The sequence below is a fragment of the Proteus sp. TSJ240517 genome (assembly GCF_047921575.1).
Taxonomy (GTDB): domain Bacteria; phylum Pseudomonadota; class Gammaproteobacteria; order Enterobacterales; family Enterobacteriaceae; genus Proteus.
Window position 1 is genome coordinate 241,787 of record NZ_JBLRMH010000007.1, and the last position, 20,632, is coordinate 262,418.

Sequence of the window (20,632 nt, forward strand, 5' to 3'; positions counted from 1 at the left end):
GTTTTTATTTTCGATTAATTAGAATAACTCGTTAGATTCGCCATTATCCTCAAAAATCTGTGTTCCTACTTCATTTTTTGCCCTTTCTGTCGGTTGAGTCCCATCAATAAAATATTCTTTCATTGAAGGGCCATCACCTGCCAATTTTCCTGTTCTTCTATCAATTTGAACAGCCACAACACCTTTTGGCACAGGCATCATATTAACAGGGACACCATCTAGAGCCACTTTCATAAAGTCATTCCAAATAGGTTGCGCTGTTTTAGCACCCGCTTCACCACCACTCGCGACAGTTCGACCTAAATTGCGGCTACTGTCATCAAAGCCAATCCAAGCTGTGGCAACAATATTGGCACCATATCCAGAGAACCATGCATCTTTAGAACTGTTTGTTGTTCCGGTCTTACCACCAATATCTTGGCGTTTAAGATCACGAACAGCACGCCAACCTGTACCAGACCATCCCGGTTCACCCACAAGGTTTGTCCTTAATGCATCATGCATTAAGTAAGCCAGTGGTGTGCTGATAACGTGTGGTGCATAAGGGCTTTCTTTTACAGTTTCAGCTAACGGCGCTTGTTCTAATTCAATTTCAGGCGTAGCAGTTGCTGGCTGAGATTTATTAGATTGAGCAACGTTTTCCATATAGTCATCAGATAACGCAATAGAACGCATGGTATCGCCGTAAATAACAGGGATATCAGTACAATCCGGGCAAGCTATCTTTGGTTTTGCAGTAAACAGCTCTTCACCATCAGCATTTTCAATACGTTGGATATAGTAAGGCTCAATGAGATATCCGCCGTTTGCCATAACAGCAAATCCTCGTACCATTTGCATTGGTGTAAATGATGGTGATCCTAATGCTAAAGATTCTGTTCTATCGATATTTTGATTAGGGAAACCAAAACGTAATAGATAATCAGCAGCATAATCCACGCCCATCGCGCGCATTGCACGTACCATCACCACGTTTTTAGACTGGCCTAAACCTTGACGTAAACGAATAGGGCCGGCATAAGTTGGTGGTGAGTTTTTAGGGCGCCAATCTGTTCCTGCACCAGCATCCCAGCGGCTAATAGGTAAATCATTAAGCAGTGTCGATAACGTCAATCCTTTATCTAATGCAGCAGCATATAAGAAAGGTTTAATGTTTGAACCGACTTGGCGTAAAGATTGAGAAACTCGGTTAAATTTACTGATCTCAAAATCAAAACCACCAACAAGCGCAATAATCCCTCCATTGATAGGATCTAATGCAACAAATGCCGCATTAACACCCGGAAGTTGCGCTAGCACCCAACTTTTTTCGTTATTTTGACGTACCCAAATTTGCTCACCAACATGCACAACGGCATCAACTTTTGTTGGTGTTGCGCCTTGAGAGGTGTCAGAAATAAATTTACGTGCCCAACGAACCGCTTTTAAATCTAGCGTAATGTTGTCGCCCGTTTTTAAAATGACTTTGGCTTCTTTCGCATCAGCAGATAACACAACAGCTGGAATTAAAGGGCCATAAGTTTGGATCCCTTTTAATTTCTTGTTGATAGCTTCGTTATCCCATGGTGTTTGCCCTTCACTCCACAAAACTTCTTGAGCACCACGGTAACCATGACGCATGTCGTAGTCGATAACATTATCACGCAAGGCTTTTTCTGCCGCTAATTGATCTTTACGAACCACAGTGGTGTAAATTTTATAGCCATCAGTGTAGGCATTTTCACCATAACGCTCGTACATCTCCATACGCACCATTTCGGTTAGATAAGGCGCTGAGAAATCAATTTGAGGTGCGTGGTATTTCGCAACAATAGGCTCTGCTCTTGCACTTTCATATTGTGCGCGAGTGATATAGTTCTCTTCATACATACGCTGTAAAACGATATTACGACGTTTTAAGGCACGATCATAAGAATAAAGTGGGTTAAGTGTAGAAGGTGCTTTAGGTAAGCCAGCAATCACAGCCATTTCATTAAGGCTCAGATCGTGAACACTTTTACCAAAGTAAACATAAGCGGCAGCACCCACACCATAAGCACGATTACCCAGATAAATTTTATTTAAATACAGCGCTAAAATTTCATCTTTAGTGAGCTCTTTCTCAATGCGGATCGCCAAAAAGGCTTCTTTTATTTTGCGCATTAATTTCTTTTCAGGCGTTAAAAAGAAATTTCGAGCTAATTGTTGCGTAATGGTACTAGCGCCTTGGGAGGCTTGTCCTGATGTTAATGCCACTACAACAGCACGCGAGATCCCAATAGGGTCAATACCGTGGTGTTCACGAAAACGCGTATCTTCTGTTGCGATAAAAGCATTAATAAGTTGAGGAGGCATCTCCTCCAATGTTAGCGGTAAACGACGTTTCTCGCCGTATTGCGCAATCAACTCTCCGTCTGCACTAAATACCTGCATAGGGGTTTGTAAACGAACATCTTTTAATGTCGCGACATCGGGTAACTGAGGCTCAACATACTTATACATACCGTATATCGAGGCTGCTCCCAAAATTATGCAAGCAAAAACGAAGATGAAAAAATATTTTAAGAACTTCACCTTAAATTTCCCATGTAGTGTGAATTGGGCGGTTTATAAACAAACAGTGCGTAGTATAAAGGTAACGCCTCTTTGAAAATAGGCAATTACTCATCAATAGATATGGATATCATTTATGGAAACACACAATTACCAGATTGGTATTGAAATTAACACTCATCATATCAATGCCGTTTTGGTATTTCAGCAGAATAAACAATGGAAGATCAGTGCATTTTGGCAATTCCCTTTACCTCTTAATGACGATTTAAATGATATAAAATTAAGAAAAATCCTAATGGGTTGGCGTAAAAAATTACCTTCTATTAATAATGTTACGCTTTCTCTACCGGATATTTATGAAAACTATCAAATTATCCCACTGCCTCATGCAGTTTCCCTTACATCAGCAGCATGTTATCGGTTGGCGCAACTACGAGCCACATCTTACACACAAAATACGAAAATCCCTGTTAATTTTGATTATCGGCAAAATAAGGGGAAACTCGCTATTCACCTGTGCCATAAAACGATTTTAGATAAGTATATTGACTTATTTGCTCGAATAAACTTAACAATAACTGCAATTGATACCCCAGCGTGTGCACTACGCTATTTAGCAACTTACCTCGGCATCTCACCTCAGAATCCCCTTTTGTACTGTAAAAACAAAACGCTACTTTGGGTATCATCTGATGAAAATATGCCCCATTACGGCACTCTCACCTATGAAAACCAACAAGAGCAACAAGCTTGTATTTATCAGTTAATAGAAAAATACCATTGGCCATTAAAACAGTGTTATTTAACGGGTGATAATGAAGAATATTTTAGCCAGTTGATGCCTCTTTGGCCCAATCTTTCCCTCGACTTATTTAAAACAACGTCAGATAAAGATCTCATTCCATTTGTTGCATTAGGTTTGGCATTACGCCCTGAAGAGGTGCTATGTATCAAGTAAATTACCTACCTTGGCGCCACAGCTTATTTAGACAAAAAGCATTGTTATGGCTTTCTCAAACGCTATCATTGGTCACGATCACTTTCGTTATTTGTAGCTATTACACCTACCATTTGGCACAAAAACGATCACTCATAACAGATCAACAACGCCAAACTCAGCAACAAGAAGATTTATTACTAAAACAGATCGATATATATCAAACACAGAAAAAACAAACACTTTTACACTATCAGCACTATTCACTCTATTATCAAAACTGGTTGCGCTATTTACATTACATTCGCTTCTTTCGAGCTATCGAAACCCATCTTCCCTCAACTGGTTGGATTAGCCACTATGGTGAGGCAGATAATCAACGCTCACTGCATCTCACACTCCCCAATACACAATCACTCTCCTTTATTACCAACCTTAAAAGTCACTCTGTTTTAGCCTCTTTAACGTTGAGTTATTTACAACAAAACAAAACTGATCCGTCTTACACAGAAGTGCATTTAAACGGAAAATCAGAAGAACAAGAGCGATGGAATGAAGAAGATGAGGGAAGCCAATGAAAATAAATGCACAATGGTTGTTACTTATTGCGTTTCTACCTAAGTGGAAACTCACTTTACTGAGCTTAATGATACCTTTTATTACCCTGCTATTTTATTACCTCTTTATCTACACGGACTACCAGCAAGAGATAGCCCAACAACACCTAGAAATAGCACAAAGACTAAAGCGTATTAATCACTATCAAAGCACATTAGACACAATGCCATCTATTAATTCACTAATCACACAACAAATAGATTATGGCATTCCATTCGATAACCCACCGGTTAGTGAGCAATTACAACGCTTACTAATGACTTATCATTTTATACCAGAGATTTGGGAAAACACGCCTAACTCTTTATATAAACTCACTTTTACTTTGTCTTACCCACAGTTTTTAACACTATTGGAATACCTCAGTCAAACAAGTTTAGCGCTGATCTCTCTGCATATTGTTCCAATAAAACCCCACCTAATTTCAGTACAAATGAGTTTTACAGAGCTAAGTTATCCTAGTGCAATACAGGGTGATATATCATGAAGATAGGAATTTTAATCGTCATATTATATATGATGACAACCACCATTTGGGCTCACACTCGAGACCCCTTCTTTCCTGAGAATAGCGATGATGAAAAGATATCATCTACCTTTATTGAAGAGCGAACATCTACTACAGAACAACCTGAAGAATTACATCACCAACTTTATCCTTTAAATTATGCTGATGCTGAGAGACTAGGCGAACAACTAAGTGATCACACTATTCCATTACTAAGTCAGCAGGGGCGAGTTATTATTGATAGAGAAGCGAATAGTCTTTCAATAGTTGATAATAGTAAAACACTATCTGAAATTGGGGATTGGCTAAAATTACGGGACACCCCACAACAACAAGTTCATATCACCGCACATATTGTGAGTAGCAGTCAGGATGCTCTAAATGAATTGGGTACTCAATGGGGATTACAAGCATTAAAAACACAAACCGAAGCCGCATCTACAATACCTAATGCTATTTCAACAACCTCCTCGCTTAATTCAGCGCTATCAACGCCTTCACTTTCTGCATTATCACTCCATCAAAACACCAAAAACCCTCTTCACTATATTGCATTTAATATTGCTAGAATTAATGGGCGCCTATTAGAGCTTGAATTAAGTGCGTTAGAACAAGAGAAACAGTTATCTATTATTGCCAGTCCGCGGCTAACAACCGCTCATGAAAAAACAGCCTCCATCAAACAAGGAACAGAGATCCCCTATGTCAGTCGAGATAATGAAATCACACGAGTTCAATTTAAAGAAGCCGTCTTGGGTATGGAAGTAACGCCCATTATTCAAAGAAATAAAAAGATAAGGTTAATACTTAAAATTAGTCAAAACACACCAGATATTGCACTTGTTCAAGGCGGAAGTGAACATCTTTCTATTGATAAACAAGAGATCAGCACAGAAGTGACTATTCGCGATGGAGAAACCATTATGTTGGGAGGTATATTTCAGCAAAAGCAACAAGAACACACAGCAAAGATCCCCTTCTTATCCTCTATTCCATTACTAGGCGTACTTTTCAGTCATAAAAGAGATCAACACAGTCGCCATGAATTGGTTATTTTTATTACACCCAAATTAATATAATTTTTTATGTGATAAATACTTTTATTATAAAATACAAAGCACTACATGTTTTTCACTAGAGTTAAACTGAGAGTTATTCATTGTTTTTTCTTATAATCAGTATTTATAGATTTGACGATGAGGACGATTTAGCTTACAAGGGTTAGCTAATTTGAGTGAGCCTGAAACATCACAATAAAAATACGGATACATTTTATGCACTTCCTCTATTCTTGGAGGTAGGGCTTTTTATATGTAATATTGATCGATTGATGACGAAAAAGACAATATTATCAGATGCGGTTTTCCGACTAAATTGTGTTAGAATCTCCGCGTTGCCAACAAAGATAATTACTTTTTTAGTAGTTTTTGTTATGTACTGTGGGCAAAGGGATTTTTATCCTATGTTGTCGCTTATGACAGCATGTGGTTATTTTATAGCGATCTACTGAAAGAACTCAGTCTTATTATGAGAGTAGATAACAAATGTTATCAGGTGTGAATTAGATAAACACTCATAAATTTCAGTTTAGGTCCCGTCGCTGAATGAATTTGGCGGGGCGGGTTATCATTAACGAATATCTTAGTAATACCAAAAACATGGCAGAGAAACGTAATATCTTTCTGGTTGGGCCTATGGGTGCCGGCAAAAGCACTATTGGTCGTCAGTTAGCTCAACAACTTAGTATGGAGTTTTATGATTCCGATCAGGAAATTGAGCGGCGTACAGGTGCAGATGTAGGTTGGGTATTTGATGTTGAAGGCGAAGAAGGCTTCCGTCAACGAGAAGAAAAAATAATCAACGAACTCACTGAAAAGCAAGGCATTGTGTTAGCAACAGGTGGTGGTTCGGTGATATCGCGAGAAACCCGTAACAGATTATCTGCACGCGGTGTGGTTGTTTATTTAGAAACCAACATCGAAAAACAGCTCGCGCGTACCCAACGTGATAAAAAACGTCCTTTATTGCAAGGTGTTGAACCTGTGCGCGATGTCTTAGAGACATTAGCTGAAGAACGTAATCCTCTTTATGAAGAAATTGCTGACATCACTATTCATACTGATGATCAGAGTGCAAAAATTGTAGCCAATCAAATAATTGAATTATTAGAACAAAACTAATAAATTCAGCTATTTATAAGGTTAAGTAAAGACAATAAAAAGAAGGCCACTGTTATGGAAAAAATCACTGTCACATTAGGTGAAAGAAGCTATCCCATTACCATTGCTTCTGGCCTTTTTCATCAAGAAGATACCTTTTTACCTTTAAAATCAGGGCAGCAAGTTATGATAGTCACAAACGTGACACTTGCTCCACTCTATTTAGAAAAGGTAACGGACACCTTAAAAAAACAGGGTGTTTTGGTTGATAGCGTAATTTTGCCTGATGGCGAACAATACAAATCGCTTGAAATCATGAATGATGTCTTTACTGCATTATTAGAAAAAAATCACAATCGAGATACAACACTTATCGCATTAGGCGGTGGTGTTATTGGTGATCTAACTGGTTTTGCCGCAGCAAGCTATCAACGTGGCGTTCGCTTTATCCAAGTACCAACAACACTATTGTCACAAGTCGATTCTTCTGTTGGTGGAAAAACCGCAGTTAATCATCCTCTTGGCAAAAATATGATTGGTGCGTTTTATCAGCCCGCTTCTGTTGTTATCGATCTCGATTGTCTTGCCACATTACCGCCTCGTGAACTTTCATCGGGTTTAGCTGAAGTTATTAAATATGGCATCATTTTAGATAAAGACTTTTTTATCTGGCTTGAAAATAATATTGATAAACTCTTGGCTCTTGATCCTAAAGCCATGGCATTTTGTATCCGTCGTTGCTGTGAGCTAAAAGCTGACGTCGTTGCTGCTGATGAAAAAGAAACAAGTGGCTTACGCGCACTACTCAACCTTGGCCATACCTATGGACATGCCATTGAAGCCCATATGGGATATGGTGTTTGGTTGCATGGTGAAGCCGTTGCCGCAGGTATGGTAATGGCGGCAAGAACATCTCAAGCACTTGGTCAATTCACTGAAGAAGAGACTCAACGTGTTATTCAATTGCTTGAGAGAGCCAATCTCCCCATCAATGGTCCTATTGAAATGACACCTGATGACTATTTACCTCATATGATGAGAGATAAAAAAGTATCTGGTGGCAAATTACACCTTGTTTTACCAAAAGGTATCGGTCAATCCGAATTACGTGCCGATATTACTCGCGAACAAGTCCACAAAGCGATAACATCTTGCATTAATGCAAATTAAGCTCCCCATTACCTGACAAGCAATAAACTAGAATATTCATTTAAGGAAAATTCTGGTTAATATTGTCAAATGCAACGTTTCAGAAAAAGCGTTTCATCCTTATACTATGAGGTAATGGCTAAGGCTGAATAGAATATTTTTCGCTTTTTGACGCTCTGACGGAGGGCATAATGGACGAGTTCAAACCTGATAATGAAACCAAGGGTGATAATTCACTCAAACCTGATACTTCGGATAGACCTGAACGTCGAACCAACCGACCTCGTAACAATCCATTAAAAAACGCACGATTCTCTGTATCCCGTCAACAGATGATGATTGGTGCAGGTGTTTTAGTCCTTATTCTGCTAATTATCGCAATAAGTTCAGCATTAAAATCACCAGAAACAACTGAACCTGCACCTTCGACCAATACGGAAAGAAATATCGACCTATCTCAACAACCGTCATCCGTTACGCCTTCAGAAAATGGTCAGCCATCGACACCTCAATCTATTTCTGGGCAAGAGATACAGCCTGCAACACCACCTTCACAAAATTTACCTCCAATGATTGATTCGCAAGGTCAACGTGTTGAGATCCCTGGAGATATCGTTGATTCTTTAAATCAACAACAAGCAGGTATTAATCAAGCCACTAATCAGCAGCAATTAAATGCGCAACAGCCACAACCCGTGCAGCCTGTCACGCAACCACCTGCAACTAAACCAGTGCAACCCGTACAAAAACCGGCTGAAGTAAAAACACCACCGACAAAACCAGTAACACCACCAGCAACAACGCAACCTAAACCTGCAACGACTAAACCTGTTGTTTCAGGCTCATTATCAGCAAGTAATTTAAGCACTATCCCTGCTACTAACTATACTTTGCAATTAAGTGGTGCAAGTCGCCAAGATACCTTAGAGGCTTTCGCTAAAAAGAACCTCAATGGAAACTACACTATTTACAAAACGCAGCGTAATGGTAATCCATGGTATGTACTCATCTATGGAAATTATCGTAATATAAGTGAAGCCAAGCAGGCTGTTTCTTCTTTACCTGCGCCAGTACAAGCCAAACAACCTTGGGTTAGACCGATGAAACATGTTCATCAGGATCTAAAAAAATAATTAAGACGAAGTTCACCGCTGATATGCTGTCTGAAACAGAGTACAATCGGCGACTCTGAAACGATTGAGAAATTTGGACGGCATGAAAAAAAAACGCGCATTCCTAAAATGGGCTGGTGGTAAATATCCTTTGGTAGATGACATTAAACGTCATCTGCCTGAGGGTAATTGTTTAATTGAACCTTTTATGGGTGCCGGTTCTGTTTTTTTAAATACAGAATACGATTCATATATTCTTGCCGATATAAATAGTGATCTAATTCATCTCTATAATACGGTAAAGCAACATCCTGAAAAATTTATGAAGGATGCTCGCTTATTATTTACCCCTCAAATGAATATCGCAGAAGAGTTCTATCAACTACGACAAGAATTTAATCGTTCAACGGACGCTTATCAGCGTAGTGTGTTATTTCTCTATCTTAACCGTCATTGCTACAATGGGCTGTGTCGTTATAATTCAAAAGGTGAATACAATGTCCCTTTTGGTCGTTATAAAAAACCTTATTTTCCTGAAGCAGAGCTAATTTGGTTTTCTGAAAAAGCACAAAAAGCCGAATTTGTTTGCCAAAGCTATTCATCAACGATGACAAATGCAAAAAAAGGCGCCGTTGTTTATTGCGATCCTCCTTATGCACCGTTATCACCGACTGCAAATTTTACGTCATACCATACAAATAGCTTTAGTTTTCAAGAGCAGGAACATCTGGCTCAACTTGCCTCAATGCTGGCTTACGAGAGACAGATACCCGTGTTAATATCAAATCATGAGACTGCGTTAACAAAAGAGTGGTATGTAGACGCAAAAGAGCTACACAGTGTGAAAGTCAGAAGAACAATCAGTAGCAACACACTTGGTCGTAGCAAAGTGAACGAATTACTTGCCTTATATAAATAATCGTTAACACCTCCCGACAATGGGAGTGTTGTCTGGAGAATGCGATGAAAGATTTTCTGATTGCCCCTTCTATTTTATCCGCTGATTTTGCTCGCCTTGGCGAAGACACTGAAAAAGTGCTCGCAGCTGGCGCAGATGTTGTCCACTTTGATGTTATGGATAACCACTATGTACCGAACCTAACGTTTGGTGCGCCAATTTGTAAGGCTCTGCGCAACTACGGTATTACAGCGCCCATTGATGTTCACCTAATGGTTAAACCCGTTGATCGCATCATTCCTGATTTTGCAGAAGCTGGCGCAACGTATATCTCATTTCACGCTGAAGCCAGTGACCACGTTGACCGTACAATTCAACTAATAAAAGATTGTGGTTGTAAAGCAGGCTTAGTGCTTAACCCAGCAACCCCATTAAATTATCTCGATTATGTAATGGATAAATTAGATCTTATTCTGCTGATGTCTGTTAACCCAGGCTTTGGTGGTCAATCATTTATTCCTAACACCCTCGATAAATTACGCCAAGTTCGTAAAATGATCGATGATGGTGGTTATGACATTCGTTTAGAAATTGATGGTGGTGTTAAAGTCGATAATATCGCTGAAATTGCCCAAGCAGGTGCAGATATGTTCGTTGCTGGCTCAGCTATTTTCAATCAACCAGATTATAAGCATGTTATTGACAATATGCGTCACGAATTAGAAAAGGTATCGTAATGATAGACAAAAAACTCAAAGGCATTCGTGCTATCGCCTTTGATCTTGATGGCACACTCACTGACAGCGCTGTTGGACTAACAGAAGCAACAGATTACGCATTAACATCAAAAGGTTTTGCACCTGCTGGTAAACATAATGTCACAATTTGGGTGGGTAATGGCGTTGATATGCTACTTACGCGCGCTTTACATAACGCTGGCGTAGAAGATGTCACAGAAACCTTATTAAAAGAGATGCGAGACCTTTTTGATGAACATTATGCAACATCGGTCAAAACAGGCAGTGATTTATTCCCACACGTCAAAGAAACGCTTGAAGTATTAGCTTCACATAACATTCCATTAGGTATCGTTACCAATAAGCCTTCACCTTTTATTGCACCACTATTACAGCAACTGAAAATTGATAAATATTTTTCCTTAGTACTAGGGGGAGATGATGTCAAAGAAAAAAAACCACATCCAGCACCATTATATTTAACAATGGGTACATTTGGTGTTAAAAAGGAAGAACTCCTTTTTGTTGGGGATTCTCGCAACGATATTATTGCAGCACAAGCGGCCGAGTGCCCTTGCGTAGGTTTAACCTATGGCTATAACTATGGCGTCTCTATTGCAGACAGCAAACCTGATTATACACTCGATAATTTTGCTGACTTGCTATCAATCCTCGACATCACGCAATGACAACTGTGGAACAGAATTAAGATGACGACTTCAGTAGAAAAAACGGCACAAAAGCCAATTGTATTCAGTGGTGCACAACCTTCTGGTGAACTCACTATTGGTAACTACATGGGTGCATTACGTCAATGGGTACAAATGCAAGATGACTATGATTGCATTTACTGTATCGTTGACCAACACGCCATTACAGTTCGTCAAGATCCAAAAGAACTTAGAAAAAGAACCTTAGATACGCTGGCTCTTTATCTTGCTTGCGGTATTGATCCAGAAAAAAGCACTATTTTTGTTCAGTCACATGTTCCACAACATGCACAATTAAGCTGGGCACTTAACTGCTATACCTATTTTGGTGAATTGAGCCGAATGACTCAATTTAAAGATAAATCAGCGCGTCACTCTGAAAATATCAATGCAGGGTTATTCGATTATCCTGTATTAATGGCGGCAGATATTCTGATTTATCAAACAAATCAAGTCCCTGTTGGTATCGACCAAAAACAACATCTTGAATTAAGCCGTGATATTGCTCAGCGCTTTAACGCTATTTATGGCGATATCTTCACCGTACCCGATCCTTTTATTCCAAAAGGCGGTGCTCGTGTTATGGCTCTGCAAGATCCGACCAAGAAAATGTCCAAGTCTGATGATAACCGTAATAACGTTATCGCATTGCTTGAAGATCCAAAAGCAGCAGCCAAGAAAATTAAACGCGCAATGACAGATTCTGAAGAACCACCTCGTGTTATTTACGATCTTGAAAATAAAGCAGGTGTGTCTAACTTACTCGATATCTTAGCGGGTGTTACAGGTAAAACTATTCCTGAATTAGAAGCTGAATTTGAAGGCCAAATGTACGGTCATCTAAAAGGTGCTGTCGCTGATGCGGTATCTGAAATGCTAACCAACATTCAAGAACGTTTTAACACATTCCGTAATGATGAAGCATTGCTTAATAAAATCATGAAAGAAGGTGCTGATAAAGCCAAAACTCGTGCTCAAGCAACCTTAGACAAGGTTTATGATGCGATTGGATTTATCGCACATCCGTAATTTTTCGTTAATACATAAAAAAACACCTCACCTATGTTTAGGGAGGTGTTTTAATACCATTAATTATCAATTAGATAACTATTTATCTCTTAAACAGCCGTCTATCAAAGCTCTCAATAGTTTGATTTTGCAGTCTTAGCTGCATGGTTTTACTCCAACTCGCTGATAATCCTGCCGCACTTAATAAACGATGATAAAGCTCTTCATCAAAAGGCATATGAAAAGCAATAGAAATAGCTTCTTTAACAGAGACATCACTGTTTCTTGAAACCAACACAAGAGGATGATGACTGCCTGTTTCTCCTGCACTCACAACACGATATAACCAACCACAATAACCACTATCTTGCATAATTTGCGAAAAGTTACTGACTTCTGTCACTGTGTTAAGTTTGTAGCAAGGAGAGCGAGGTTGAGTCACTTGAATTAATGCAGTTCCCCATTGATAAATATCCCCAATAAAAACATTCTCTTCCGTCATGCCTGTTGTTGAGATATTTTCACCAAATGCGGGAGCATGGAAAAAATCGACTAATTGTGGAAATTGCTCAGCCCAATAAAGATAATGTTCGTTAGGATAGTGACAAAGGGCGCGATCAGGACCACCGTGAAAACTCTTTTCTGCTTGCTCATCACCTTCTAATCCTAGTGATGTCAATTTGATAGTGCCATCCACCAGCCTTTTGGTGATCGCACTGGTAAATCCATTAGATGTTGTTGTGATATTACCGATAAAAACACTAGGAAAATAACGCATAGCTCACTACCTAAACAGAAAAGAATAACTCATAGTAAAGATAGTGTTCAAAAGAAACAATGCCGACAAATGTCGGCATTGAAAATATAAAAAAGAAAGGATGTTATCTACTCAATTATGCTTTGCTCTGAAAACGTTTTTGCGCTTCGTCCCAGTTAACGACGGACCAGAACGCTTTAATATAATCAGGGCGGCGATTTTGATATTTCAAGTAGTAAGCATGTTCCCACACATCTAACCCTACAATTGGGTAACCTGATGCGCCAGCTAACTCTTCACCCATTAATGGGCTATCTTGGTTTGCAGTAGAAACTACCGCAAGTTTGCCATCGTCTTTTAATACCAGCCAAGCCCAACCTGAACCAAAACGGCTCGCAGCCGCTTTTTCAAATAACTCTTTAAAGGCATCAACGCTACCAAAATCGCGCTCAATCGCATCTTTTAGTGAACCTTGTAATTGAGTACCTAGCTTCAAACCTTTCCAGAATAATGAGTGGTTAGAGTGACCACCAGCGTTATTACGTAAAAAAGTACGTTGATCAGCAGGCACTTTATGAAGATTTTTAACTAATTCATCAATCTCCAAGCCAGCAAGCTCAGGTAATTTTTCTAATGCTGTATTGGTATTATTCACATAAGTTTGATGATGCTTAGTATGGTGAATTTCCATTGTACGCTCATCAAAGTGAGGCTCTAATGCATCATAAGCATAAGGCAGTGCAGGTAATGTATAGCTCATATTAATCTCCAGTGCTGTTTTATCTTGGATCACATCATGTGATTTATCTTTTCATTTCATTATAGTGAAAAAAACGTTAATGAAAATCATTATCATATCCATATTATTTTTGTGGTTTTTTTATCCAGCACGGTTAAATTAATTTTCACAGTATATTATTTTAATTTAAAAGCATTCTATTAAACGATGATCCTATTAAACAAGAAAATAGTAGATAAATAATGCACTGCTAGCTTTAGCACTAATTGAACATTCCATGAAAAGCATTTCCATTAATTCGTGATCTTCTGCGCAAAAAAGAAACAATCTTTATTTACCCTCTTTTGTTAACGACTTTTTGACATAGTATTAACAAGAGTGAGGAGAACTATTATGACAAAAATAAACCAACATCATATTCCTGCAAGCATTGCAGAACACGCCCTGATCAATAAAGAGCAATACCAAAAAGATTATGAATTATCCATTAAAAACCCTGAGGCCTTTTGGGCAGATAAAGGGAAAATCATTGACTGGATAAAACCATATACTGTGGTAAAGAATACTTCTTTTGACCCAGGCCATGTACGCATTCGCTGGTTTGAAGATGGTCAGCTAAATATCAGTCAAAACTGTCTTGATCGCCACCTTAAAACACGAGGTGATCAAACCGCCATTATTTGGGAAGGCGACTCACCTAATGAGTCGAAAAAAATCACTTACAGACAACTCCACCAAGATGTTTGCCAATTCGCTAATGTATTAAAAAACTTAGGTATTAAAAAAGGCGATGTTGTGGCGATTTATATGCCGATGGTACCAGAAGCGGCAGTCGCTATGCTCGCTTGTACTCGTATTGGTGCTATCCATTCTGTTATTTTTGGTGGTTTCTCTCCTGAAGCTGTCGCAGGCAGGATCATTGATTCAAAAGCTAAATTAGTGATTACAGCTGATGAAGGATTACGTGCAGGTCGCGCTATTCCTTTAAAGAAAAATGTTGATGATGCTTTAAATCACGCTGATATCCCCCCTATTAATCATGTAGTAGTATTTCGTCGAACAGGACATACCGAACAATGGATTGAAGGACGTGATGTTTGGTGGGATGAAATCACCCAAGGTGTCAGCACTGAGTGTGATGTTGAAGTAATGGATGCAGAAGATCCTCTCTTTATTCTGTATACATCAGGTTCAACAGGCAAACCCAAAGGTGTACTGCACACAACGGGAGGTTATCTCGTTTATGCTTCAATGACCTTCAAATACACCTTTGATTATCATGAAGGTGATATTTATTGGTGTACTGCTGACGTGGGTTGGGTAACAGGACATAGCTACTTACTGTATGGCCCTCTGTCAAATGGTGCGACTACTGTTATGTTTGAAGGTGTCCCTAATTATCCATCTGTTAACCGCATGGCTCAAATTGTTGATAAACACCAAATCAATATATTATATACAGCACCGACTGCAATCCGTGCATTAATGGCTGAAGGCGATAAAGCGATTGAAGGTACTCAACGCACCTCTCTGCGCATTCTAGGCTCCGTAGGTGAACCCATTAATCCAGAAGCATGGGAATGGTTCTATCAGAAAATGGGACGTAGCCAATGTCCTATCGTTGATACATGGTGGCAAACAGAAACTGGTGGTTTCATGATAACACCATTACCGGGTGCAATGGATCTAAAACCAGGCTCAGCAACACGCCCTTTCTTCGGTGTTCAGCCTGCAATTGTCGATAATATGGGCGAAGTACAGCAAGGGGCTTGCGAAGGAAACTTAGTGATTACTGATTCTTGGCCGGGTCAAGCAAGAACACTTTTTGGTGATCACGATCGTTTTGAGCAAACTTATTTTTCAACCTTTAAAGGGATGTATTTCTCTGGTGACGGCGCTCGCCGAGATGAGGATGGTGACTATTGGATAACAGGGCGTGTTGATGATGTCTTGAATATTTCAGGTCATCGTTTAGGAACAGCAGAGATTGAATCCGCTCTTGTTGCACATCCTAAGATTGCAGAAGCCGCAGTAGTTGGTATTCCTCATAATATTAAAGGACAAGCTATTTATGCTTATGTCACTTTAAATCACGGTGAAGAGCCAACTCCTGAACTTTATACAGAAGTTCGCAACTGGGTACGTAAAGAAATTGGGCCAATAGCCACACCAGATATCCTACATTGGACAGATTCCTTACCTAAAACACGATCAGGGAAAATTATGCGCCGTATCTTGCGTAAAATTGCCTCTGGCGACACAACTAACCTCGGGGATACCTCAACACTCGCTGATCCGGGTGTTGTAGAGAAACTGTTAGAAGAAAAACAGTCTCTATCACTCACTGCTTAATACACAACAAATAACTGTCGTTCAAAAAACGTAATACGACAAAGCAAAGGCATGAAAAATGCCTTTGCAGGGCTCTCTTACCTGAAAATCATGGAATGCGGGGGATTTAAGCCTCTAAATCAAGTGATAAACCAAACAATTATATAGAGGAGAACTCTGATGAATTCCAATATTTATCAAGAGATAGAAAACAACCCTCGCTTTAAAGAACTGGTTAATAAACGTAGTCGTTTTTCATGGACACTTTCAATTATTACGCTCGTTATGTACGTCTCATTTATCTTACTTATTGCGTTCTATCCACAATGGTTAGGTACACCATTATATGAGGGCAGCTACATTACACGAGGTATTCCTATTGGTATGGGTTTAATCATCGCCTCATTTTTATTAACGGGCGTTTACGTTATTAAAGCCAATACAGAGTTCGACAAACTTACCGCTGAAATTATTGAAGAGGTAGAAAAATGAGAAAGTTACTTTATGCAATAAGCTTATTTTTCCTCTCCTCAACGGTTGCTTACGCTGCCGCAATAACTGAAGGAGGTGAGAAACAACCTATGAATATTCAGGCCATCATCATGTTCCTAATATTTGTAGGATTAACACTTTACATCACTTATTGGGCTTCTAAACGTACCCGCTCTCGTGCTGATTACTATACTGCCGGAGGGAAAATTACTGGCTTCCAAAACGGAATGGCAATCGCCGGTGATTTTATGTCTGCCGCATCCTTTTTAGGGATCTCCGCACTGGTTTATACCTCGGGTTATGATGGACTTATTTATTCAATTGGATTTCTGATTGGTTGGCCTATCATTCTTTTTATCATTGCTGAACGCTTACGTAATTTAGGACGCTATACCTTTGCTGATGTTGTCTCCTATCGCTTAAGCCCTAAACCAGTGAGAACACTCTCCGCTATTGGATCACTGGTTGTTGTCGCTCTTTATCTGATTGCACAAATGGTTGGTGCCGGTAAATTAATCGAACTCCTTTTCGGCTTAAACTACCATATTGCCGTTGTGCTCGTCGGTATTCTAATGGTGCTATATGTTTTATTTGGAGGCATGTTAGCCACCACTTGGGTTCAAATCATTAAAGCTATTTTATTACTTGCAGGTGCAAGTTTTATGGCTGTTATGGTGATGAAAGCTGTCGATTTTAATTTCAATACCTTATTTAAAGAAGCCGTTAGTGTTCACTCAAAAGGGTTCTCTATCATGAGTCCTGGTGGATTGGTTTCTGATCCTATATCTGCTCTCTCTTTAGGTCTTGCACTAATGTTTGGTACGGCGGGACTTCCTCATATCATCATGCGCTTCTTTACTGTTAGCGATGCAAAAGAAGCCCGTAAGAGTGTTTTCTATGCAACAGGTTTTATCGGTTATTTCTATATTCTTACTTTTATCATTGGTTTCGGCGCTATCTTACTCGTTAGCCCTAATCCTATGTTCAAAGATGCCGCTGGCGCTTTGATTGGTGGAACCAATATGGCGGCTGTTCACTTGGCGGATGCCGTTGGCGGTAACTTCTTCTTAGGCTTCATTTCAGCCGTTGCCTTCGCTACTATTTTAGCCGTTGTTGCAGGACTAACTTTAGCGGGCGCATCTGCGGTATCACATGATCTCTACGCAAATGTAATTAAAAATGGTCACGCAGATGAAAGACAAGAGCTAAAAGTATCCAAAATTACTGTGGTTATCTTAGGTATCGTCGCTATCGGTTTAGGTATTTTATTTGAAAAACAAAATATTGCCTTTATGGTGGGGCTAGCTTTCTCAATTGCAGCAAGCTGTAACTTCCCAATCATATTGTTATCAATGTATTGGAAAGGGCTGACAACACGAGGTGCAGTCGCAGGAGGATGGTCTGGTTTATTAGTTGCTGTCACGTTGATGATCTTAGGGCCAACAATTTGGGTAAGTATTTTAGGTCATGAAAAACCCATCTATCCTTATGAATATCCAGCATTATTCTCAATAATCATTGCTTTTGTTGTCTCATGGCTTTTCTCTGTTACTGATAAATCATCTTTAGGTGAGCAAGAAAAAGCAAAATTCCAAGCACAGTTTATTCGTTCTCAAATTGGCTTAGGTATTGAACAAGGTAAACAGCACTAACAGTCTGAAATAATGTTATCTTTCTAAATAAAAATAACCCCAAAGTGAATTTCAACTTTGGGGTTATTCATTTTCAATGATTTTTATCCATTATCATAAAAATCTTGATCCTATTTCTATTATTTACTTATTTAGAATACTTTTAAGCTTTAACTACATATCTATACGATTATTTAAATAACTTATTATTAGTTATTCTACTGTTATAAAAATAAAAACAAATTAAATTGAAATCAATTAATTACAAATAAAAAGAAACATAACTTATTTTCTACAAGGCTTATTAATAAAGCCAAATAGCTCAAAATAGTGAGGAAGAAACATAGTAATATCAATTTCAGACACACTTCAGCCAAACAAGGCTTGTATTGTCAAAAAGTAAATGGTTAACTTTTTATTCTGTATAAAAAGAGGTGGTAGTTTTTAAATAGATTATGTCTCAATTAACTCATTACGCACTTTTATTTTTCTTATCTATGGCACCTGCAATATTGGGTGGTTCAACACTGCATATAGAACAAAAAATCTATATTGTTCTTATTGGTTGGCTACTTATACTGATATGTAGTGGCATTTATCGTTCTGTTTTTGGAAAAATAATAACCTTTATTACTAGTGCGCTATGGTCTTTAAACCTGTCTATTTCTCTATTTTTCTATCGTGAACACGATATTGCTTTTTCATCATCCATTGCTGAAACTTTTATTAATACCAATGGCAGCGAAACTGTCGGTATGCTCTCTTATAATAAGTATTATGTCTTATTTTACCTATGTGCTTTTGCCATTTACTATTTTTTCATCCATAAAGCAGCTCAAGTATCTGATCTAAAAACGACAAAAAAAAGTGTGACTGCTTTTGTTATATTAATAGCCATCATTCCAATTTATAAAATCTTAGCATTGAAAAACGATGACAACAGTAAATTACTTGCAGAATATACCCTTCTGAACTCACCTTTTTATAATGCAGCAGCACTTGTCCGAACCTTCCATGAAAATCGCCAAATTAGAAGAATTACCTCTCAAAAAGTTGAGTTTCAATATAATAAACATAATGATAATACAGAAATTTATATCCTTATTCTTGGAGAGTCCGTTCGCAGAGATCATCTAGGAATTTATGGCTATCAGTACGATACAACACCTAATCTAATGAAAGAAAAGAGTAATCTTATCCTATTCAATCAAGTCTATTCTCCTGCACCAGTAACTATTCTTTCTGTACCAATTTCACTCTCAAATATAGGATTGGAACAGTTACAAGATAAAAGTCATTACGCTGATAATATTGTTTCTCTTGCCAATCATGCTGGGTTTAAAACATATTGGTTAAGTAATCAAGGTGAAGGTAATCAGAAAACCAGTGTTATTTCTGTCATTGCTAATATGGCTCAAAATAAAAAGTGGAATGAATTTATCGGTTATGATGAAGAGTTGCTTCCTTATTTAGACAGAGCTCTCAATGAGCCATCTGAAGAGAAAAAACTAATCATCTTACATACATATGGTAGCCATGAGCCGGCCTGTAATCGATTTCCAAGTCAGTATTTAAAGAAATTCACGCAAGAAGATGATGATAACTGCTATGACAGCTCTATTGCTTATACAGATAAATTAATTAATGACATCATCGAGAGAGTCAAAGATAAACCAGCTTCTATTCTCTACTTTGCAGATCACGCTTTACAGCGTCTCGATAAAAATAGAGAGGTTCGTTATCATCATGGTGTAAATACGCCACGAAAAGAAGCTTATGATATCCCTTTGTTTATTTGGTATAGCCCATCATCTATTAAACCTACTATCAATAATGATGCATTGAATAAGCCTTATTCAACAGTAAATAACTATTGGCTACTAAGTAGTTGGCTTGGAATAGAACATAACTCCCCTCAACAGTGTCACTCACCATTAAATGAGTGCTATCAGCCTAAATCACCAATCACTGTTATTGATGGTAATAAAAATATCTTAAACTATGATTTACTGCGTTCAGAAGAGCAGGAGCCTCAATAACATTCTCATTAAAAGATATCTAAATAAAAATAGACTCAGTAATAAAGAGTGTGTTTTTACATTTACACCTTCTGCTTTTAATTAGATCCATCAGAGATAACAAGAAATAAAAGATCAGAACACTAGGCATTAAATTAATGTGATATTAGATGCTTGATACAGGGATCATTTCACTAATGAGTTGCCATAAATAGTGTTTAACGGCATGAAGATTGGCTATTTTATTGAGGAATGTAACCATAGTTTCTAATTAACGACTAACATATAAGCTG

At 38.5% G+C, this 20,632-nt stretch carries 18 protein-coding genes; 15 read left to right on the forward strand and 3 right to left on the reverse strand.

Translation table 11 applies throughout. From position 1 onward, the window contains the following. Positions 1 to 18: 18 nt before the first annotated feature. Complete coding sequence (gene mrcA / locus ACNARN_RS13425) at positions 19 to 2,553, reverse strand: peptidoglycan glycosyltransferase/peptidoglycan DD-transpeptidase MrcA (protein ID WP_416304558.1); 2,535 nt, start codon at positions 2,551 to 2,553, stop codon at positions 19 to 21. A gap of 115 nt (positions 2,554 to 2,668) precedes the next feature. On the opposite strand from mrcA, the gene ACNARN_RS13430 reads away from it, so the two are divergent. The 11 genes from ACNARN_RS13430 to trpS all read left to right on the forward strand — a co-directional run bounded on the left by ACNARN_RS13430 (position 2,669) and on the right by trpS (position 12,392). Beyond that, positions 2,669 to 3,493, forward strand: a complete 825-nt coding sequence (locus tag ACNARN_RS13430) for a hypothetical protein (protein ID WP_416304559.1) — start codon at positions 2,669 to 2,671, stop codon at positions 3,491 to 3,493. After that, positions 3,481 to 4,050 carry a fimbrial assembly protein gene (locus ACNARN_RS13435; RefSeq protein WP_349443235.1) on the forward strand — a complete coding sequence of 190 codons (570 nt, stop codon included), beginning with the start codon at positions 3,481 to 3,483 and terminating at the stop codon, positions 4,048 to 4,050. The genes ACNARN_RS13430 and ACNARN_RS13435 overlap by 13 nt, the downstream gene beginning before the upstream one ends. After that, positions 4,047 to 4,577, forward strand: a complete 531-nt coding sequence (locus ACNARN_RS13440; protein ID WP_416304560.1) for a hypothetical protein — start codon at positions 4,047 to 4,049, stop codon at positions 4,575 to 4,577. The genes ACNARN_RS13435 and ACNARN_RS13440 overlap by 4 nt, the downstream gene beginning before the upstream one ends. Next, the gene (gene pilQ / locus ACNARN_RS13445) at positions 4,574 to 5,677 is read left to right on the forward strand and encodes a type IV pilus secretin PilQ (RefSeq protein WP_416304561.1); all 1,104 of its coding nucleotides are present in this window, start codon (positions 4,574 to 4,576) and stop codon (positions 5,675 to 5,677) included. Before ACNARN_RS13440 ends, pilQ begins: the two co-directional genes overlap by 4 nt. A gap of 579 nt (positions 5,678 to 6,256) precedes the next feature. Further along, on the forward strand, positions 6,257 to 6,778 hold the full coding sequence (gene aroK / locus ACNARN_RS13450; RefSeq protein WP_129586866.1) for a shikimate kinase AroK: 522 nt from the start codon (positions 6,257 to 6,259) through the stop codon (positions 6,776 to 6,778). Between the two features lie 54 nt (positions 6,779 to 6,832). Then, positions 6,833 to 7,927, forward strand: a complete 1,095-nt coding sequence (gene aroB / locus ACNARN_RS13455; RefSeq protein WP_198620162.1) for a 3-dehydroquinate synthase — start codon at positions 6,833 to 6,835, stop codon at positions 7,925 to 7,927. Positions 7,928 to 8,097: 170 nt separating this feature from the next. Continuing rightward, positions 8,098 to 9,039, forward strand: a complete 942-nt coding sequence (locus ACNARN_RS13460) for an SPOR domain-containing protein (RefSeq protein WP_109374160.1) — start codon at positions 8,098 to 8,100, stop codon at positions 9,037 to 9,039. Positions 9,040 to 9,121: 82 nt separating this feature from the next. After that, a complete protein-coding gene (gene dam, locus ACNARN_RS13465; RefSeq protein WP_160230824.1) occupies positions 9,122 to 9,937 on the forward strand; it encodes an adenine-specific DNA-methyltransferase in 816 nt (271 codons plus the stop codon). Positions 9,938 to 9,981: 44 nt separating this feature from the next. After that, a complete protein-coding gene (rpe, locus tag ACNARN_RS13470; RefSeq protein ID WP_416304562.1) occupies positions 9,982 to 10,653 on the forward strand; it encodes a ribulose-phosphate 3-epimerase in 672 nt (223 codons plus the stop codon). Next, positions 10,653 to 11,342: a phosphoglycolate phosphatase gene (locus ACNARN_RS13475; protein WP_198620164.1), complete on the forward strand. Its 690-nt coding sequence runs from the start codon at positions 10,653 to 10,655 to the stop codon at positions 11,340 to 11,342. The genes rpe and ACNARN_RS13475 overlap by 1 nt, the downstream gene beginning before the upstream one ends. Before the next feature lie 21 nt (positions 11,343 to 11,363). Then, a complete protein-coding gene (gene trpS, locus ACNARN_RS13480) occupies positions 11,364 to 12,392 on the forward strand; it encodes a tryptophan--tRNA ligase (RefSeq protein ID WP_196533871.1) in 1,029 nt (342 codons plus the stop codon). Between the two features lie 82 nt (positions 12,393 to 12,474). On the opposite strand, the gene yiiM is transcribed toward trpS, so the two are convergent. After that, complete coding sequence (gene yiiM / locus ACNARN_RS13485; RefSeq protein ID WP_416304563.1) at positions 12,475 to 13,149, reverse strand: 6-hydroxyaminopurine reductase; 675 nt, start codon at positions 13,147 to 13,149, stop codon at positions 12,475 to 12,477. Between the two features lie 115 nt (positions 13,150 to 13,264). After that, positions 13,265 to 13,888 (reverse strand): superoxide dismutase [Mn], encoded by a 624-nt coding sequence (gene sodA / locus ACNARN_RS13490; RefSeq protein ID WP_075672604.1) that lies wholly within the window; start codon positions 13,886 to 13,888, stop codon positions 13,265 to 13,267. Between the two features lie 372 nt (positions 13,889 to 14,260). On the opposite strand from sodA, the gene acs reads away from it, so the two are divergent. The 4 genes from acs to ACNARN_RS13510 all read left to right on the forward strand — a co-directional run bounded on the left by acs (position 14,261) and on the right by ACNARN_RS13510 (position 20,360). Further along, the gene (acs, locus tag ACNARN_RS13495) at positions 14,261 to 16,219 is read left to right on the forward strand and encodes an acetate--CoA ligase (RefSeq protein WP_416304564.1); all 1,959 of its coding nucleotides are present in this window, start codon (positions 14,261 to 14,263) and stop codon (positions 16,217 to 16,219) included. A 159-nt stretch (positions 16,220 to 16,378) separates the two neighbouring features. Further along, positions 16,379 to 16,690: a DUF485 domain-containing protein gene (locus ACNARN_RS13500; protein WP_196533867.1), complete on the forward strand. Its 312-nt coding sequence runs from the start codon at positions 16,379 to 16,381 to the stop codon at positions 16,688 to 16,690. Beyond that, positions 16,687 to 18,342, forward strand: coding sequence for a cation acetate symporter (locus tag ACNARN_RS13505; RefSeq protein ID WP_196533866.1), 1,656 nt, complete (start codon positions 16,687 to 16,689; stop codon positions 18,340 to 18,342). Before ACNARN_RS13500 ends, ACNARN_RS13505 begins: the two co-directional genes overlap by 4 nt. A gap of 434 nt (positions 18,343 to 18,776) precedes the next feature. Beyond that, the gene (locus ACNARN_RS13510) at positions 18,777 to 20,360 is read left to right on the forward strand and encodes a phosphoethanolamine transferase (RefSeq protein WP_416304565.1); all 1,584 of its coding nucleotides are present in this window, start codon (positions 18,777 to 18,779) and stop codon (positions 20,358 to 20,360) included. Positions 20,361 to 20,632: the final 272 nt, after the last annotated feature.

Coding starts and splice junctions, on each gene's coding strand:
- acs (WP_416304564.1), top strand. CDS start 14,261: ATGACAAAAATAAACCAACATCATATTCCTGCAAGCATTGCAGAACAC.
- pilQ (WP_416304561.1), top strand. CDS start 4,574: ATGAAGATAGGAATTTTAATCGTCATATTATATATGATGACAACCACC.
- aroK (WP_129586866.1), top strand. CDS start 6,257: ATGGCAGAGAAACGTAATATCTTTCTGGTTGGGCCTATGGGTGCCGGC.
- ACNARN_RS13510 (WP_416304565.1), top strand. CDS start 18,777: ATGTCTCAATTAACTCATTACGCACTTTTATTTTTCTTATCTATGGCA.
- ACNARN_RS13505 (WP_196533866.1), top strand. CDS start 16,687: ATGAGAAAGTTACTTTATGCAATAAGCTTATTTTTCCTCTCCTCAACG.
- ACNARN_RS13435 (WP_349443235.1), top strand. CDS start 3,481: ATGTATCAAGTAAATTACCTACCTTGGCGCCACAGCTTATTTAGACAA.
- ACNARN_RS13430 (WP_416304559.1), top strand. CDS start 2,669: ATGGAAACACACAATTACCAGATTGGTATTGAAATTAACACTCATCAT.
- sodA (WP_075672604.1), bottom strand. CDS start 13,888: ATGAGCTATACATTACCTGCACTGCCTTATGCTTATGATGCATTAGAG.
- ACNARN_RS13475 (WP_198620164.1), top strand. CDS start 10,653: ATGATAGACAAAAAACTCAAAGGCATTCGTGCTATCGCCTTTGATCTT.
- ACNARN_RS13460 (WP_109374160.1), top strand. CDS start 8,098: ATGGACGAGTTCAAACCTGATAATGAAACCAAGGGTGATAATTCACTC.
- yiiM (WP_416304563.1), bottom strand. CDS start 13,149: ATGCGTTATTTTCCTAGTGTTTTTATCGGTAATATCACAACAACATCT.
- ACNARN_RS13440 (WP_416304560.1), top strand. CDS start 4,047: ATGAAAATAAATGCACAATGGTTGTTACTTATTGCGTTTCTACCTAAG.
- rpe (WP_416304562.1), top strand. CDS start 9,982: ATGAAAGATTTTCTGATTGCCCCTTCTATTTTATCCGCTGATTTTGCT.
- aroB (WP_198620162.1), top strand. CDS start 6,833: ATGGAAAAAATCACTGTCACATTAGGTGAAAGAAGCTATCCCATTACC.
- trpS (WP_196533871.1), top strand. CDS start 11,364: ATGACGACTTCAGTAGAAAAAACGGCACAAAAGCCAATTGTATTCAGT.
- dam (WP_160230824.1), top strand. CDS start 9,122: ATGAAAAAAAAACGCGCATTCCTAAAATGGGCTGGTGGTAAATATCCT.
- ACNARN_RS13500 (WP_196533867.1), top strand. CDS start 16,379: ATGAATTCCAATATTTATCAAGAGATAGAAAACAACCCTCGCTTTAAA.